Source organism: Desulfuromonas versatilis, assembly GCF_019704135.1.
Lineage (GTDB): Bacteria > Desulfobacterota > Desulfuromonadia > Desulfuromonadales > NIT-T3 > Desulfuromonas_A > Desulfuromonas_A versatilis.
On the sequence record NZ_AP024355.1, the window covers coordinates 512,976 to 527,669 of the forward strand.

14 protein-coding genes are annotated in these 14,694 nt (G+C 66.8%); 2 read left to right on the forward strand and 12 right to left on the reverse strand.

Annotation, left to right across the window (positions count from 1 at the left end; all coding sequences use genetic code 11):
• Positions 1 to 59: 59 nt before the first annotated feature.
• The gene (locus DESUT3_RS02245) at positions 60 to 947 is read left to right on the forward strand and encodes an ABC transporter permease (protein ID WP_221250849.1); all 888 of its coding nucleotides are present in this window, start codon (positions 60 to 62) and stop codon (positions 945 to 947) included.
• Entirely contained in the window at positions 944 to 1,738 is a 795-nt protein-coding gene (locus DESUT3_RS02250; protein ID WP_221250850.1) for an ABC transporter ATP-binding protein, read from the forward strand. The genes DESUT3_RS02245 and DESUT3_RS02250 overlap by 4 nt, the downstream gene beginning before the upstream one ends.
• A gap of 116 nt (positions 1,739 to 1,854) precedes the next feature.
• Here DESUT3_RS02250 and DESUT3_RS02255 read toward each other — a convergent pair whose 3' ends face one another.
• From DESUT3_RS02255 to nuoE, 12 genes are all read right to left on the reverse strand, one after another.
• Positions 1,855 to 2,517, reverse strand: a complete 663-nt coding sequence (locus tag DESUT3_RS02255; protein WP_225911600.1) for a four helix bundle suffix domain-containing protein — start codon at positions 2,515 to 2,517, stop codon at positions 1,855 to 1,857.
• Positions 2,518 to 2,527: 10 nt separating this feature from the next.
• Complete coding sequence (locus tag DESUT3_RS02260) at positions 2,528 to 2,935, reverse strand: CoA-binding protein (protein ID WP_221250852.1); 408 nt, start codon at positions 2,933 to 2,935, stop codon at positions 2,528 to 2,530.
• 27 nt (positions 2,936 to 2,962) lie between these two features.
• A complete protein-coding gene (locus DESUT3_RS02265) occupies positions 2,963 to 4,381 on the reverse strand; it encodes an NADH-quinone oxidoreductase subunit N (RefSeq protein ID WP_221250853.1) in 1,419 nt (472 codons plus the stop codon).
• Complete coding sequence (locus DESUT3_RS02270; RefSeq protein ID WP_225911601.1) at positions 4,378 to 5,883, reverse strand: complex I subunit 4 family protein; 1,506 nt, start codon at positions 5,881 to 5,883, stop codon at positions 4,378 to 4,380. The genes DESUT3_RS02265 and DESUT3_RS02270 overlap by 4 nt, the downstream gene beginning before the upstream one ends.
• Positions 5,884 to 5,936: 53 nt before the next feature.
• Positions 5,937 to 7,805 (reverse strand): NADH-quinone oxidoreductase subunit L, encoded by a 1,869-nt coding sequence (nuoL, locus tag DESUT3_RS02275; protein ID WP_221250854.1) that lies wholly within the window; start codon positions 7,803 to 7,805, stop codon positions 5,937 to 5,939.
• Positions 7,805 to 8,110 (reverse strand): NADH-quinone oxidoreductase subunit NuoK, encoded by a 306-nt coding sequence (nuoK, locus tag DESUT3_RS02280; protein WP_221250855.1) that lies wholly within the window; start codon positions 8,108 to 8,110, stop codon positions 7,805 to 7,807. The genes nuoL and nuoK overlap by 1 nt, the downstream gene beginning before the upstream one ends.
• Positions 8,107 to 8,628 carry an NADH-quinone oxidoreductase subunit J family protein gene (locus tag DESUT3_RS02285; protein ID WP_221250856.1) on the reverse strand — a complete coding sequence of 174 codons (522 nt, stop codon included), beginning with the start codon at positions 8,626 to 8,628 and terminating at the stop codon, positions 8,107 to 8,109. The genes nuoK and DESUT3_RS02285 overlap by 4 nt, the downstream gene beginning before the upstream one ends.
• Before the next feature lie 74 nt (positions 8,629 to 8,702).
• Complete coding sequence (gene nuoI / locus DESUT3_RS02290; RefSeq protein WP_221250857.1) at positions 8,703 to 9,233, reverse strand: NADH-quinone oxidoreductase subunit NuoI; 531 nt, start codon at positions 9,231 to 9,233, stop codon at positions 8,703 to 8,705.
• 66 nt (positions 9,234 to 9,299) lie between these two features.
• Positions 9,300 to 10,295 carry an NADH-quinone oxidoreductase subunit NuoH gene (nuoH, locus tag DESUT3_RS02295; RefSeq protein ID WP_221250858.1) on the reverse strand — a complete coding sequence of 332 codons (996 nt, stop codon included), beginning with the start codon at positions 10,293 to 10,295 and terminating at the stop codon, positions 9,300 to 9,302.
• Positions 10,292 to 12,694, reverse strand: a complete 2,403-nt coding sequence (nuoG, locus tag DESUT3_RS02300; protein ID WP_221250859.1) for an NADH-quinone oxidoreductase subunit NuoG — start codon at positions 12,692 to 12,694, stop codon at positions 10,292 to 10,294. The genes nuoH and nuoG overlap by 4 nt, the downstream gene beginning before the upstream one ends.
• A gap of 68 nt (positions 12,695 to 12,762) precedes the next feature.
• Positions 12,763 to 14,040, reverse strand: a complete 1,278-nt coding sequence (gene nuoF / locus DESUT3_RS02305; RefSeq protein WP_221250860.1) for an NADH-quinone oxidoreductase subunit NuoF — start codon at positions 14,038 to 14,040, stop codon at positions 12,763 to 12,765.
• A 73-nt stretch (positions 14,041 to 14,113) separates the two neighbouring features.
• Positions 14,114 to 14,602, reverse strand: coding sequence for an NADH-quinone oxidoreductase subunit NuoE (gene nuoE, locus DESUT3_RS02310; protein ID WP_221250861.1), 489 nt, complete (start codon positions 14,600 to 14,602; stop codon positions 14,114 to 14,116).
• Between the last annotated feature and the right edge of the window lie 92 nt (positions 14,603 to 14,694).

Sequence of the window (14,694 nt, forward strand, 5' to 3'; positions counted from 1 at the left end):
CCCTTCTTCGTGCCCTTCGTGTCCTTCGTGGTTAATTTTTTTCAGAGACCTTTAGAAATATGACCTGGTACGCGTTTCTCGGCGCCCTGGAACAGGGGTGCGCCTATGGGCTGATGGTGCTGGGGGTGTATCTCACCTTCCGCATCCTCGACTTTCCCGACCTCACCGTCGACGGCAGCCTGCCGCTGGGGGCGGCGGTCTCGGCGGTGGCCATCACCGCGGGGATCGATCCTTTCGTTTCCCTGGCCATCGCCATGGCGGCGGGCTTCCTCGCCGGGATGGTGACGGGGGTGCTCAACACCAAGTTCCGCATCCTGCACCTGCTCGCCTCGATCCTGACCATGATCGCCCTCTACTCCATCAACATCCGGGTCATGGGGCGGCCCAACATGACCCTGCTCGGCAAGGGGACGATCCTCGATCCCCTCTACGGCGCCGGGCTCTCCCCCTCGGTGGCGGCGCCGCTCTTGTTCGGCGGCATCTGCCTGCTGGCGGCCGGTTTTCTCATGTGGTTTCTGCACACCGAGTTCGGCCTGGCGATGCTCGCCACCGGCGACAACAAGCAGATGATCACCAGCCAGGGGGTCAACACCCACAACGTTATCATCATCGGCGTCGGGCTCTCCAACGCCCTGGTCGCCCTGAGCGGCGCCATGCTCTGCCAGAGTCAGGGGGCGGCGGACGTGAACATGGGGGTGGGGACCATCGTCGCCGGGCTCGCCTCAGTGATCGTCGGCGAGACCCTGATCGGCGACCGCTCCATCAACCGGGCGATCATCGCCGCCCTGCTCGGCTCGATCATCTACCGGCTGGCCATCGCCCTGGCCCTGGGGCTGAAGCTCGGCCGCTTCAGCTTCACTCCCAGCGATCTCAACCTGATCACCGCACTGCTGGTGGTGACGGCCCTGACCGCGCCCAAGGTGCGCCGGAGGCTGAGATTCCGATGATCGAACTGCAGGGAATAATAAAGTATTTCCACCGCGGCAGCATCAACGAGGTGTTGGCCCTTAGCGGCGTCGACCTGCGGGTACGCCGCGGCGACTTCATCACCGTGATCGGCTCCAACGGCGCCGGCAAGTCGACCCTGCTCAACTGCCTGGCCGGCTCCTATCCCCTGGAGGGGGGGCGCATCCTGCTCGACGAGCAGGACGTCACCGCATGGTCCGAGCACCGCCGGGCCCGCTTCATCAGCCGGGTTTTCCAGGATCCGCTGCTCGGCACCTGCGGGACGCTTTCCATCGAGCAGAACCTGGCCTTGGCCCTGCGCCGCGGCAGGCCCCACCTGCTCGGCCTGGGGGTCAAGGGGCACGACCGCGAACTGTTCCGCGAGCAGCTGAAACAGCTCGGCCTGGGGCTGGAGGCGCGCCTCAGGGACAAGGTCGGTCTGCTCTCCGGCGGTCAGCGCCAGGCCCTGACCATGCTCATGGCGACCCTGGTGCGCCCCGAGATCCTGCTGCTCGACGAACACACCGCCGCCCTCGACCCCAAAACCGCCCAGCAGATTCTCGAACTCACCGAGCGCCTGGTGCGCGAGCAGCAGCTGACCGCGCTGATGGTCACCCACAACATGAAGCAGGCCCTGCAGCTCGGCAACCGGCTGATCATGATGCACCAGGGCAAGGTGATTCTCGATGTGTCTGGAGAGGAGAAGCGGCAGATGAAGGTCGAAGACCTGCTCGAGCGCTTCTACACGGTGCGCGGCGAGGAGTTCAGTCAGGATCGGATGCTGCTGGTTTAACTAATGCGGCTAAAAAAAAGCGCTCCGGTCGGGGCGCTTTTTCTTTGCCGGGGAGGATCACAGGATGGGAATTATGAACTTCATTGGTTTCATAATTCCCATTATTCTCATGGCTCTCAGGGTTTTTGACCTTTCCGCATCTGTAGCCTGGCGCGGGTCATGCGCTCGAGCAGGCCGCCATCGGCGAGAAAGGCCTTTTCCATGGCTTTGAGCTGCTGGTCGAGCAGGTAGTTGGTCTGGTGAATCAGGCAGATGGCGATGTTGGCCACCACCTCGGCGGGGCGGGTCTCGGTGAACTGCCGAAATGTTTCGAAAGAAATGGCCGAGGTGGCGCCGAGTTTGCGCACATAGAGCGCTTCGCGGCTCTGCTTGTCCCAGATCGGCAGGTCGCGCACCCGCAGGTAGTCGCGGTAATCCTCCAGCAACTCCTCCAGGCTGGCCCGCGCCACGTTGGTCAGCTTGATCTCCATCTCTTTCGAGGTGGTCGCCGCCTTGCTCCCCTCGACGATATTCTGCTTGCCCGAGCGGGCCGCCTGCACCATCTGGTCGATGGTGCGGTCACCCCTGCGGAGAAAGCGCCGGCAGAAGCGGAAAGTGATCTGGTAGATTATCTCGGACTTCTGGTAGGAGAGCAGGGTCTGGTAGTCGCCCCGCGGGGGGAGGATGGCCGGTTGCGGTATTTCGGAGCTATGGGAATTATGGGAGTCATGGGAATTATGAAAGGCCTTTCTCCCATAACTCCCATTCTTCTCATGATTCCCATCATCCCGGTCACTCATCGCAGCCCTTTCAGTGCCCCTCGCTGTACCCCAGCACCACCAGCAAACAGCTGCCGTCGGCGATGACATTGAGCCCGGCTTTTTCGGCGGCTGCCACGGCAGCGGGGCTCTCCGCCCCCGGCTGCATCCAGATGTTCTCGATCCCCTTGGCGATGGCCTCGGCCACCACCTGCTCGGTGATCCTGGGCGGGGTGATGATCGAGAGGCTCTTCACCTCCGCGGGCAGATCCTTCACGCTGGCCACGCAGGCCACCCCTTCCACTTCCGCTTCCCTGGGATTGACCGGGATCGCCTTCTTTCCTTTCTGCAGGTAGCAGCGCAGCACCTTGTTGCCGTACTTGTGGCGGTCCGTCGAGGCCCCGGCGACGCCGAAGGCGGGGGATTTGAGGAATTCTTCGATTTTCAGCACGGTGGACATGGCGTTCAGCTCCTTGGGCGAGGGTTGCTAGGGGACCAGGGTTCTGATCAGGTCGAACAACGGCGCAGGATAGAGCCCGAGCAACAGGGTGGCGGCCAGGCAAACGGCGAGCACCGCATGTTCTGACGCGTGCCCCTGGTGCAGGCAGGCACTGCGCTCCTTGGCCATGAACATGACGATGGTCGGCCGCAGGTAGTAGTAGAGCGAGACCAGCGAGGCGAGCACCCCGAGCAGGGTCAGGCCGAGAAAACCCGAGCGCAGCGCGGCGTGAAAGATGCCGAACTTGGCCAGGAAACCGGCCGCCGGCGGAATCCCGGCCAGCGAGAGCAGGAACAGGGCCAGGGCCGCGCCGCGGATGGGGTGGTGGTAGCCGAGGCCGCGAAGGTCACGGTAGTTTTGGGGCTCTTCGCCCTGCAGGGCGAAGGAGGTGAGGATGCCGAAGGCGCCGAGATTGGCCGCTCCATAGACCACCAGGTAGAAGACGACCGCGCTGCGCCCGGCCTCGCCGCCGGCGAGCAGGCCGGTGAGCAGGTAGCCCATGTGCGCCACCGAGGAGTAGGCGAGCATCCGCTTGATGTTGTCCTGACGCAGGGCGCACAGCGAGCCGATCAGCATGGAGGCGGCCGCCAGCAGCCAGAGGATCGGCACCAGCGCATCCTCGCCGGCCGGCAGACCGAGCATCAGGGTGATCAGGGCGGCGAACACCGCCCCCTTGGAGCCGGTGGAGAGGATGGCGGTCACCGGGGCCGGCGCCCCCTGGTAGACGTCGGGGGTCCAGAGGTGGAAGGGGACCAGGGAGACCTTGAAGCCGATGGCCACCAGCAGCATGGCCCAGCCGAGCAGCCCCAGCGGGCGCATGCCGGCCTGGGCGTCGCCGAGCTGCAGCAGCGCCTCGGGCAGGTGCAGCGAACCGGTGGCGGCGTAGACCAGGGCGATGCCGAAACCGAGAAAGCCCGTCGCCACGATCCCCATCACCAGGTACTTGAGCCCGGCCTCGGCGCCGAGGGTCGACTGCTTGTCGATGGCGATGAGGATGTAGAGCACCAGGGTAAAGGACTCCAGACCGAGCAGCACCCCGACCAGGGAGGTGGCCGAGGAGAGCAGCGCCATGCCGGCCGCGGCGAACAGCACCAGGCAGGTGTACTCGCCTCCGGGGAAGCGCCGGTCTTCGGCGTAGCGGTTGGAGATCATCAGGGTCATGGCCGCCAGCAGCGACCAGAGGATGGTGAAGAAACGGGCGTAGGGACCGGCGCCGAACATGTGGGCCACCTCGGCCACCGGCGGACGCAGTGCCCCGGCGGCCAGCGCCGCGACCAGGGCGACGGCCACCCCGGAGTAGAGCAGGGGGCGGCGGGCCGGAAACCAGGCTCCGACCATCAGGATCGCGGTGGCGCCGAGGGCCAGAATCAGCACCGGTAGCAGGGCGAGCAGTTCCGGAAAACTCATGGAGCGCCTCCCGCCGCGGCCAGCAGCCGGGTCCCCTCGAGCAGAGTCTGCACCGGCAAGTGAAGGGGTTCGATGAAGGTCCCCGGCTGGACGCCGAGCCAGAGGGTGAAAAAGGCCAGGGCGGCGAGGGTGAGCCCCTCGCGCCAGGTCAGGTCGACCCAGGGACGGCCCGGCGGGCGCTTGCCCCAGAGCACCCCCTGGACCATGCGCAGCATGTAGGCGGCGGCGAAGACCACCCCGAGCACCGCCAGGGCCCCCCACAGGGGCCGGGTCTGGAAGGTGCCGGCGAAGACCAGGATTTCGCCGCTGAAGTTGGCCAGCCCCGGCAGGCCCAGGGAGGCCAGGGAGAAGTACAGGAAGAACCAGCTGAAGATCGGCGCCTCCTTCCACAGCCCGCCCAGCTTGGCCAGTTCGCGGGTGCCGGTGCGCCGGCGCAGCATGGAGACCAGGGCGAACAGGGCGCCGGTGGTCAGGCCGTGGCAGGCCATCAGCAGGATCGCCCCCTCCAGGGCCAGGCGGCTGCCGGCGGCCAGGCCGAGCAGGATCACCCCGAGGTGGGAGATGGACGAGTAGGCGATCAGCCGCTTGACATCCTCCTGCAGGTAGGCGCACCAGGCGGCGTAGAACAGCCCCACCAGGGCCAGCACCGCCAGGGCCGGCAGGCTCGCCGCGGCGCTGGCGGGAAACAGCGGGAAGGCGAAACGCAGGATGCCGAACACCCCGGTCTTGAGCAGCAGCCCGGCCAGGTCGAGGGAGCCGGCCCCGGGAGCCACCGTGTGGGCGTCGGGGAGCCAGGTGTGCAGCGGCACCACCGGTACCTTGACCAGAAAGCCGATCATGAAGCCGGCGTAAAGCCAGGGCTCAAGGGCGCCGCAGTTGGTGGCCTTAAGCGCCTCGAGGGCGAAGGTGTAGTCGCCGGTCTGGCGGCCGTGCAGCAGGTAGAGGCCGATGATCGCCACCAGCATCAGCAGGCTGCCGGCCAGGGTGAAGAGGAAGAACTTGACCGCGGCGTAGACCCGGCGACCGTGCCCCCAGACCCCGATGAGGAAGAACATGGGGATGAGCATCATCTCCCAGAACAGGTAGAAGAGCAGCAAGTCGGTGGCGAGAAAGACCCCGAGCAGGCCGGCTTCGAGCAGCAGCAGCAGCGAGAAAAGCAGGGCCGGGTGCTTTTTCTGGTGCCAGGAGATCAGCACGGCGATCACCTGCAGAAAGGCGGTCAGCAGCACCATGAGCAGGGAGATGCCGTCCATGGCCAGGGTGAAGCGGGCCCCCAGCCAGGGGATCCAGCGGTAGTCCTCGACCAGGTACCAACCGTCCGGGCCGGGGCTTTGCAGAAAGCACCAGACCGACACCACCAGCACCGCCAGGGTGGTGGCCAGGGAGGCCCAGCGGCACTCGTCGGCGTTGCGCCGGAACAGCAGGCAGAACCCCGTGCCGAGCAGCGGCAGGCCGAGTAGCAGGCTGAGTACCGGAAAGGTTGTCGCGTCACCCATGGTCATCTACGCCGTATCCATCAGAGATGGTTATCATTCTCGCGTCCAAATCATTTCATTCAGTGGCGCGCCAGCACCAGCAAAAACCAGCCGAGCAGCACCAGCAGGCCCCAGACGAAACCGATCAGATACGTGGAAAGGCGGCCGTCGGTCAGCTTGCGCAGCAGATCCCCCTGGCGCTGGCTGAAGCTGGCAAATCCGCCCAGAATCCCTTCGATCATGGTCACATCGAGCCCCTGCCAGCAGAACCGGCCGATGGCCTTGAACGGGCGCAGCAGGCTGCGCTCGACCAGGGCGTCGGCCTGCCAGCCGGCGAGCAGAAAGCCCTTGACCCGGTTCGGTTGGTCACCGGGGAAGGCCCGGTAACGTCCCCAGGCCGCCAGGGCGCCGAGGGCGAAGAGGCCTCCTGCCACCGTCGCCAGGGCGAACTCGGTGGCGTGATCAACCACCAGGGGCAGCCCGGCCAGGCCGCCCAGGTAGTGGTGCAGGGCCTCGCCGCCGCCGTAGGCCGGCGGCAGGTTGAGCAGGCCGCCGCCGAGGCCGAGCAGGGCCAGCGGCGGCAGGGTCCAGAGCATCAGCCCCGGCAGGGTGTGCTTGTGCAGCTTGCGGCGGGGCTGGCCGGCAAACACCAGGTACAGCAGCCGGAAGGTGTAGAGGCTGGTGAGAAAGGCGCTGACCAGCCCGAGCAGCCAGGCAATGCGCAGCCAGCCGGGCCCCTGGCTGAAGGCGGCCAGCAGGATGCCGTCCTTGGAGAAGAAGCCCCCCGAGAAGGGGAGCCCGGCCAGGCAGAGCCCGCCGGCCAGGAACATCCAGAAGACGAAGGGGGAGCGGGCCTTGACCCCGCCCATCCTGAAGATGTCGTTCTCCTCGTCGCAGAGGTGGATCACGCAGCCGGCCCCCATGAACAGCAGGGCCTTGAAGAAGGCGTGGGTGAACAGGTGGAACATGGCGCCGCTGACCGCCCCGGCGCCGACGCCGATGAACATGAAGCCGATCTGGCTCATGGTCGAGTAGGCGAGCACCCGCTTGATCTCGCGCTGGGCCAGGGCGCAGGTCGCCGCGTAGAAGGCGGTCAGCGCCCCGACCATGGCGATGGCGGCCATCGCCGGCGGGGAGAGGGCGACCACCGGGAACAGCCGGCAGAGCAGGTAGACGCCGGCGGTGACCATGGTGGCGGCGTGGATCAGCGCCGAAACCGGGGTGGGGCCGGCCATGGCGTCGGGCAGCCAGGTCATCAGCGGCAGCTGGGCGCTCTTGCCGCAGGCGCCGGCGAGCATCAGCAGCACGATGGCGGTGGCGGCGGCCGGGGCGAGCTGGCCGGCGCCGGCGTTGACCTCGGGGATGCCGACGCTGCCCAGCGCGGCGAACAGCCAGAGCACGGCGATGGCCAGAAACACGTCGCCGACCCGGGTGACCAGGAACGCCTTGCGTCCGGCGGCGGCGTTCTCCAACTTGGCGTACCAGAAGCCGATCAGCCCGTAGGAGCAGAAACCGACCCCCTCCCAGCCCAGGAACAGCAGCAGCAGGTTGTCGGCCAGCACGATGGTCAGCATGGCGAAGACGAAGAGGTTGAGCAGGGCGAAGAAGCGCGCCGTGTCCTCCTCGTGGTTCATGTAGCCGACGGCGTAGAGGTGGATCAGGGTGGAGACCCCGGTGACCATCAGGGCCATGGAGGCCGACAGGGGGTCGAAGAGGATGCCGAAGTCGGCCTGCAGGCCGGTGCCGGCCAGCCAGGTGCCGAGCACCGTGCGCGTCCCCTCTCCATGGCCCAGCGGCCAGAGCAGGCAGGTCACGGCGAAGGATGCCGCCACAGCCGCCACCGCCACGCCGCCGCGCACCGCGCGGGGCAGCTTCATCCCCAGCAGGCCGTTGACCGCCGCCCCGAGCAGGGGCAGCAGAGGTATCAGGAACAGCAGCTGCGCTTTCATCAGCCACTCATCTCCTTGAAGCGGTTGGCGTTGAGGGTTCCCCGGCTGCGCTGCAGGTAAACGACCATCGCCAGCGAGATGGAGACCTCGGCGGAGGTCAGCGCCATCAGCAGGATGACCAGCACCTGCCCGTCCACCTGCTGCCAGAAGGCCGAGCCGCCGACCAGCGCCAGCCCGGCGCCGTTGATCATGATCTCGACGCCGATCAGGATCATGATCAGGTTGCGGCGGGTGAGCACGCAGGCCAGGCCCATGAAGAACATGGCGCCGGCGAAGGCCAGCACGTGGGAGAGCGGCACGATCATGGGCGGCCCCCTTTCTGCTTGCGTTTGCCCCAGTCGGCCTTGCCGACGTAGAAGGCGCCCACCGCGGCGAACAGCAGCTGGAACGAGACGATCTCCACGGCCAGGGCGTACTGCTTGAACAGGGCGTAGCCGAAGGTGCGCGGCGAGGCGTAGTAGCTGGGCACCCCGCCGCCGCTCTGGGTGTCGACCACCATCAGCAGCACCGAGCAGCTGATCAGCACCAGCGAGAGCAGCAGCACCGGCCCCCAGCGCAGCCAGCCGGGCCCCGGGCTCTCCTCGGTCGGGGCGAGCTCGAGCATCATGATGATGAACAGAAACAGCACCATGATCGCGCCGGCGTAGATGATCACCTCCCAGGCCGCCACCAGCGGCGCCCCGAGCATGTAGAACAGCAGCGCCAGGGCGAACAGGGCGTTGACCAGGTAGACCACCGCGTGCACCGGGTTGCGCCGGGTAATGCACAGCAGGGTCGCCGCCAGGGCGGTGCAGCCGAGGATGTAGAAAAGGATGGTTGCCATAACGTCCGTTTTGGTAGGGGCAGACCTGTGTGTCTGCCCGGCCAGGGCGAACACGCAGGTTCGCCCCTACACGATCAAGGCAAATTGCTCTTGATATCCACCGGGCCGTACTCGTCCTCGTTGCCGCCGCGGGGGTTGGCGACGCCGATGCCGGCGTGCTGGTAGAAGTCGTACTCGTTGTCCTTGCCGCCGTCGGCGATGAGCAGGTCCTCTTTCTCGTAGACCAGCTTCATCGGGTCGCGGTTGCAGATCTCGTAGTCGGGGCTCATCTGGATCGCCAGGGTCGGGCAGGCCTCGGCGCAGAGCCCGCAGAAGATGCAGCGGGTGAAGTTGATGCGGAACCAGGCGGCGTAGCGGCGGCCGTCCTCGCGCTCGGCGGCCTGCATGGAGATGCAGTCCACCGGGCAGGCGGCGCTGCACAGGTAGCAGGCGACGCAGCGCTCCTCGCCCCTGGGGTCGCGGGTCAGCACGATGCGGGCCCGGTAGCGCGGGGAGGGGGTGCGCTTCTGCTCCGGGTACTGGATGGTCACCGGCTTTTTGAACATGTAGCGCAGGGTGATCCAGAAGGGCCGGACGGTGCCTTTTATGTCACGCCATAAATTCATTTAAAACCGTAATGAGTAATAAGTGATTGGTAATCAGTGAAAACCATTCAAATAACTTCCTGACTCCTAGCCTTTGATCCACAGCAGTACGCCGCCGGTGACGATGACGTTGAGCAGGGCCAGGGGGACCAGGACCTTCCAGCCGAAGTGCATCAGCTGGTCGTAGCGCAGCCGCGGCAGGGTGCCGCGGGTCCAGATGAAGAAGAAGCAGCAGGCCAGCACCTTGGCGAAGAACCAGACAATGGGCGGCAGCACCGGCCCCAGCCAGCCGCCGAGGAAAAACACCGTGATCATCGAGCTGAGGATGACCATGTTGATGTATTCGCCGACGAAGAACAGGCCGAAACGCATCCCCGAGTACTCGGTGTGGAAGCCGGCGACGATCTCGTTTTCCGCTTCGGGGATGTCGAAGGGGATGCGCTTGGACTCGGCCACCACGCTGATCAGAAAGATCAGGAAGGCCGGCGGGTTGAGCAGCAGGAACGGGGCCCCCTGCTGGGCCAGCACGATGTCGGTCAGCGAGAAGGAGCGGGCCATGAGAATGACCGGGATCACCGCCAGGCCCATGGAGAGCTCGTAGCTGATCAGCTGGGCCAGCGAGCGGATGGCGCCGAGCAGGGCGTACTTGGAGTTGGAGGCCCAGCCGCCCAGGGCGACGCCGTAGACCGCCAGCGAGGAGAGACCGAGAAAGTAGAGCACGCCGACGTTGAGGTCGCAGACCACCATCGGCACCTGGCGTCCGAACAGCTCGATGGGCGGGGCGAAGGGGACCACGGCGAAGGTTAAGAGGGCGGTGACCGCGGCCAGCCCCGGGGCGATGAAGAAGATCACCTTGTCGGCGCCAGCGGGGATAAAATCCTCCTTGGTCAGCAGCTTGATGGCGTCGGCGGCCGGCTGCAACAGGCCAAAGGGGCCAACCCGGTTGGGGCCGTGGCGCAGCTGCATGCGGCCGAGGATCCGGCGCTCGGCGAATACCAGGTAGGCGGCCATGGTCAGCAGGACGCCGAAGATCAGGCCGAGCTTGACCAGGATCAGCACCACGTCGATGAGAAAATCGCTCACGGCGCCCCCCCTTTCTCCAGGGTGCAGTCGAGATGGCCGCTGCCGGGCACAAAGCTCTCCAGGGCGGTGCCGAACAGGCGCGGCACGAAGGCGGCGCCGGGGGCCATGGCCGCGGCGAGCCTGACGGTGACCTCGGCGTGGCCCCGCTCGGTACCCAGTCGAGCAGCATCCCCTTCGTTGAGGCCGAAGCGGGCGGCGTCCTCCGGGTGCAGCAGCACCCAGGGTGCCGGGCGCACCGCTTCGAGAGGTGCGGAGAAGCTGGCGAGTGGTTCCGAGCCGAACAGGCTCTCGACGGCGAACAGGCGCAGGGTGCCCCCCGGTTCGCAGTGGGGCAGAGGCGCCTCGGCGGGCGGCGGCAGTTGGCCGGCGCCCTGCACCCTGATCCCCTCGCTTTCAACTGAGAGTTTTCCCAATCCGGCGAATCGGGGATCGGCAGTTTCGATCTCGGCGCGGATGGCTGCCAGGTCGGCGGGGCGGCCGAGCAGCTCGGCGAGGATCGCCCAGGCCGGGCGCGGCTGGTCCCCGGGGGTGCCGCGGGCGAAGCTGCGCGGCGGGTGGCTGCCGCCGCCGGTGACCCGGATCGGCAGGCCCGGCTCGAAAACCTTTTCGAAGGCGAGCATCCGCCCCTCGAAATTGACGAAGCTGCCCGCGGTCTCGGCGGTGGCCCGGCTGGGGAGAAAGGCCTCGGCTTTGTGGGCGGTGCGCGTCGGCAGCGAGTCCAACACCAGGGTGTAGTCGACCCGGGAGAGGGCCAGCCGGGCCTTGGCCGGGTCGGTGAAGCCGCTGGCCGGGTCGTTCTCGAGGCAGACCAGGGTTTGCACCTTGCCTTCGAGCATTCGCTCGACCAGGCTGTCGAAAGCCGGGCCCGAGGCCAGCAGGGCGCCGCCGTAGCTGTTGGGACCGGCAGGGACCAGCGCCGCGCGGCAGGGGCGCTCGGTGGTGTCGAGGGCCTCGGCCAGAGAGGCCAGGGCCTTGACCCCGGCGGCGCCGAGCAGGTCGGCTCCGCCGATGACCACCGGGCGCTTGGCGTGGCGCAGCCCCTGGGAGACCCCTTCCAAGAGGGCCGCCTGCTGGCGGGGGAGGCGGTCGAAATTGTCCTTTGCCAGGGCCTCCATGGACTCGCCCAGGCTCCAGGGGGGCAGCGGCAGGTGGGAGGCGGGGCAGGCCAGTTCCACCGGGCGCGGGTCGATCACCGCCGCCTTGGCCCCCTTGCGCACCGCCTGACGCACTGCCGCGGCGAGCATCGGCGCCTCGGCCAGCGGGTCGATGCCGACCAGCAGCAGAAAATCGGCGGCGCGGATCTCGGCCAGCCCGGCGTTGCGGGCGCCGAGCAGGGCGGCGGCGGTGCGGACGGCCCGATCCCGCTCGGGGTGGGCCTCGAAGACCACCTGGCTGCAGCCGAGGGAGGCGGCCCACTGCTTGAGCAGGTAGTTGGCCTCCAGCGAGGCGCGCGGCGAGCCGAGAAAGACCACCGAATCCGCTCCCTTTTCGGCGACGGCGGTTTGCAGTTGGCGGCGCACCAGCTCGATGGCCTCGGGCCAGGCGCAGTCGCTGCCGCCGACTTGGGGCGTACGGGGGCGCTCGGGGTGGTTGGCGTGGCCGTAGCCGAAACGGCCGCGGTCGCAGATGAAGAAGCCGTTGGTCTGCGGGTTGATCCCGGCGCGCATCCGCTGCAGCTCGCGGTAGCGGGCGCCGGGGATGGTGGCGCAGCCCAGAGAGCAGTGGGGGCAGATCGACGGGGCCTCCTCGATGTCCCAGTAACGGGTCTTGAAGCGGAAGGTCTTGTCGGTGAAGACCCCGGTGGGGCAGACGTCGACCAGGTTGCCGGAAAAGGGGCTCTCCAGCTTGCCGTCGCGGAAACGGCCGAAGTAGACCCGGTCGCGGGAGCCGAGCACGCCGAAGTCGTCGCCGCCGAAGTAGTCCTGGTAGGTTCGCACGCAGCGGTAGCACTGGATGCAGCGGTTCATCTCGTGCTCGATGAAGGGGCCCAGCTGCTGGTTATTGTAGGTGCGTTTCTTGCCCCGGAAGCGGCGCACGCCATGGCCGCCGGCGACGGTCATGTCCTGCAGCTGGCACTCGCCCCCCTCGTCGCAGACCGGGCAGTCGTGGGGGTGATTGACCATCAGCCACTCGACCACGTGGGCGCGCAGCTCGGCCGCCGCTGGGTCGAGGGTGGAGACCACCATGCCGTCCTTGGCCTCGACCATGCAGCTCATCTGGATCCCCTTGACCGGGCCCTCCTCGAACTTCACGGCGCAGATCCGGCAGGCCCCGACGGCGCCCAGCGCCTCGTGGTAGCAGAAGTGGGGGATGACGATCCCCAGCCGCTTGGCCGCCTCGAGCACGTTGCTCCCCTCGGGGACGGTGACGGTCTGGTTGTCGATGGTCAGTGTCGGCATGGATAAACCGTAATGGGTGATTCGTAATTCGTGATTGGTAAAACCTGTTACGTGTTACGGATTACGCCTTACGAGCGCAGCGGGCAGCGCCCCTTGCGCACGTGGTCCTCGATCTCGTCCATGAACAGTCGCAGCAGCGATCCCACCGGGCCCATGGCCCCTTCGGCCAGGGCGCAGAAGGCGCGGCCGCTGATGTTGCGCTGCTGGTCCTTGAGCATCTCGATGTCTTCCAGGGTCCCCTCGCCCCGCTCGATCTTCTCCAGCAGCCAGTTGACCAGCGGCAGGCCGTCCCGGCAGGGGGTGCACCAGCCGCAGCTCTCGCGGGCGAAGAAGCGGTTGAGGTTGAGGGTGGCCGCCACCATGCAGGTGGTCTCGTCGAAGACCGTCACGCAGGCGGTCCCCAGCCGGCTTTTTACTTCGGCCAGGGGGTCGAAGTCCATGGCCACATCGAGGTGCGCCCCGGTCAGGTAGGGGGTCGAGGCCCCGCCGGGCAGGCAGGCCTTGAACCTGCGGCCGCCGCGTACCCCGCCGCCGTACTCCTCGATGACTTCGCGCAGGGGGATGCCCACCGGCAGCTCGAAGCATTCGGTGCGCTCCAGGTGCCCGGAGAGGCCGAACAGCTTGGTCCCCGCCCCCTTGGGCGAGCGCGCGAGGTTGGCGTACCACTCCGGGCCACCGGTGATAATGTGCGAGACGTTGGCCAGGGTCTCCACATTGTTGACCGTGGTTGGCTTGCCGAACAGCCCCCGCTGGGCCGGAAACGGCGGCTTGGAGCGGGGGTTGGGGCGGCGCCCCTCGAGGCCGTTGAGCAGGGCGGTCTCCTCGCCGAGGATGTAGCGGCCGGCGCTGCGGTGCACGTGCAGCTCCAGCGAATAGTTGCTGCCGAGGATGTCCTGCCCCAGAAAGCCGGCCTGTTTCGCCTCGGCGATGGCCCGCTCGAGGTTTTTCGAGCACTGCTCGTAGGCGTAGCGAATGAAGATGTAGCCGACCGGTGCCTGCAGGGCGTAGGCGGCGATGATCATCCCCTCCACCAGCTGGTGGGGGTCGGCCATGAGCAGCTCGCGGTCCTTGTAGGTGCCCGGCTCCATCTCGTCGCCGTTGCAGACCAGGTACTTCTCCCCCGGCTGGTCGGCGGGGAAGAAGGACCATTTCATGCCCGTGGAAAATCCCGCCCCGCCGCGGCCGCGCAGCCCCGAGGCCTTGACGGCATCAACAACCTCGGCCGGGGTCAGGGTCTTGAGCGCCTTTTTCAGCCCCTGGTAGCCGCCGGTCTTCAGGTACTCCTGCAGGAAGGCGGTCTCGCCGGGGCGGCGGTTCTTGAACAGCAGCTGCGGGGTTTGGGTCATGGAATAACCGTTTGCACCAAGAAGGTCACGAAGTTCACGAAGAAAACCTTTAATTTCCCAACCTGATATCCGATCAGGTTTTTACGGTGCTGCGTTCCTTGGCCAGGATCTCGTCCACCTTCTCCCGGGTCAGGTGTCCGTAGGTGTTCAGCCCGATCATCAACGCCGGGGCCTTGCCGCAGGCCCCCAGGCAGCAGCTCGGCAGCAGGGTGAAGACCCCGTCGGCGGTGGTTTCGCCGGGGGCGATGCCGAGCTTTTGCTGCAGGTAGGCGTAGATCTGTTCGGCTTCGCGGGTCCAGCAGCAGATCGAGTCGCAGACGTGGATCACCCGCTTGCCCACCGGCTGGCGGTAGATCTTGTCGTAGAAGGTGGCGATCTCCTCCACCTTCAGCGGCGAGGTGCCGAGGATCTTGGCCGCCAGCTCCACCCCCTCGTCGGGCACCCAACCGTGGTGATCCTGGATGGCGCGCAGCACGTCCACCACCAGCTCCATCGGGTGAGCGATGGCGGCGGCTTTGGCCTTGAAGTGTTCAACCTGTTGTTGGGGCAGCAGTTCAGCCATGAGACTTTTCTCTTAACCACGAAGAGCACGAAGGGCACGAAGATTTAAATTCGGGAATTTTGCCTCTCTTCGTGGTCTTCGTGTCCTTCGTG

Bases quoted from the DNA above. Each gene is read 5' to 3' on its own strand.
- DESUT3_RS02270 (WP_225911601.1), bottom strand. From the start codon at position 5,883: ATGACCATGGGTGACGCGACAACCTTTCCGGTACTCAGCCTGCTACTC.
- DESUT3_RS02285 (WP_221250856.1), bottom strand. From the start codon at position 8,628: ATGGCAACCATCCTTTTCTACATCCTCGGCTGCACCGCCCTGGCGGCG.
- nuoG (WP_221250859.1), bottom strand. From the start codon at position 12,694: ATGCCGACACTGACCATCGACAACCAGACCGTCACCGTCCCCGAGGGG.
- DESUT3_RS02250 (WP_221250850.1), top strand. From the start codon at position 944: ATGATCGAACTGCAGGGAATAATAAAGTATTTCCACCGCGGCAGCATC.
- nuoF (WP_221250860.1), bottom strand. From the start codon at position 14,040: ATGACCCAAACCCCGCAGCTGCTGTTCAAGAACCGCCGCCCCGGCGAG.
- DESUT3_RS02260 (WP_221250852.1), bottom strand. From the start codon at position 2,935: ATGTCCACCGTGCTGAAAATCGAAGAATTCCTCAAATCCCCCGCCTTC.
- nuoL (WP_221250854.1), bottom strand. From the start codon at position 7,805: ATGAAAGCGCAGCTGCTGTTCCTGATACCTCTGCTGCCCCTGCTCGGG.
- nuoE (WP_221250861.1), bottom strand. From the start codon at position 14,602: ATGGCTGAACTGCTGCCCCAACAACAGGTTGAACACTTCAAGGCCAAA.
- DESUT3_RS02255 (WP_225911600.1), bottom strand. From the start codon at position 2,517: ATGAGTGACCGGGATGATGGGAATCATGAGAAGAATGGGAGTTATGGG.
- DESUT3_RS02265 (WP_221250853.1), bottom strand. From the start codon at position 4,381: ATGAGTTTTCCGGAACTGCTCGCCCTGCTACCGGTGCTGATTCTGGCC.
- nuoK (WP_221250855.1), bottom strand. From the start codon at position 8,110: ATGATCGTGCCGCTCTCCCACGTGCTGGCCTTCGCCGGCGCCATGTTC.
- nuoI (WP_221250857.1), bottom strand. From the start codon at position 9,233: ATGAATTTATGGCGTGACATAAAAGGCACCGTCCGGCCCTTCTGGATC.
- DESUT3_RS02245 (WP_221250849.1), top strand. From the start codon at position 60: ATGACCTGGTACGCGTTTCTCGGCGCCCTGGAACAGGGGTGCGCCTAT.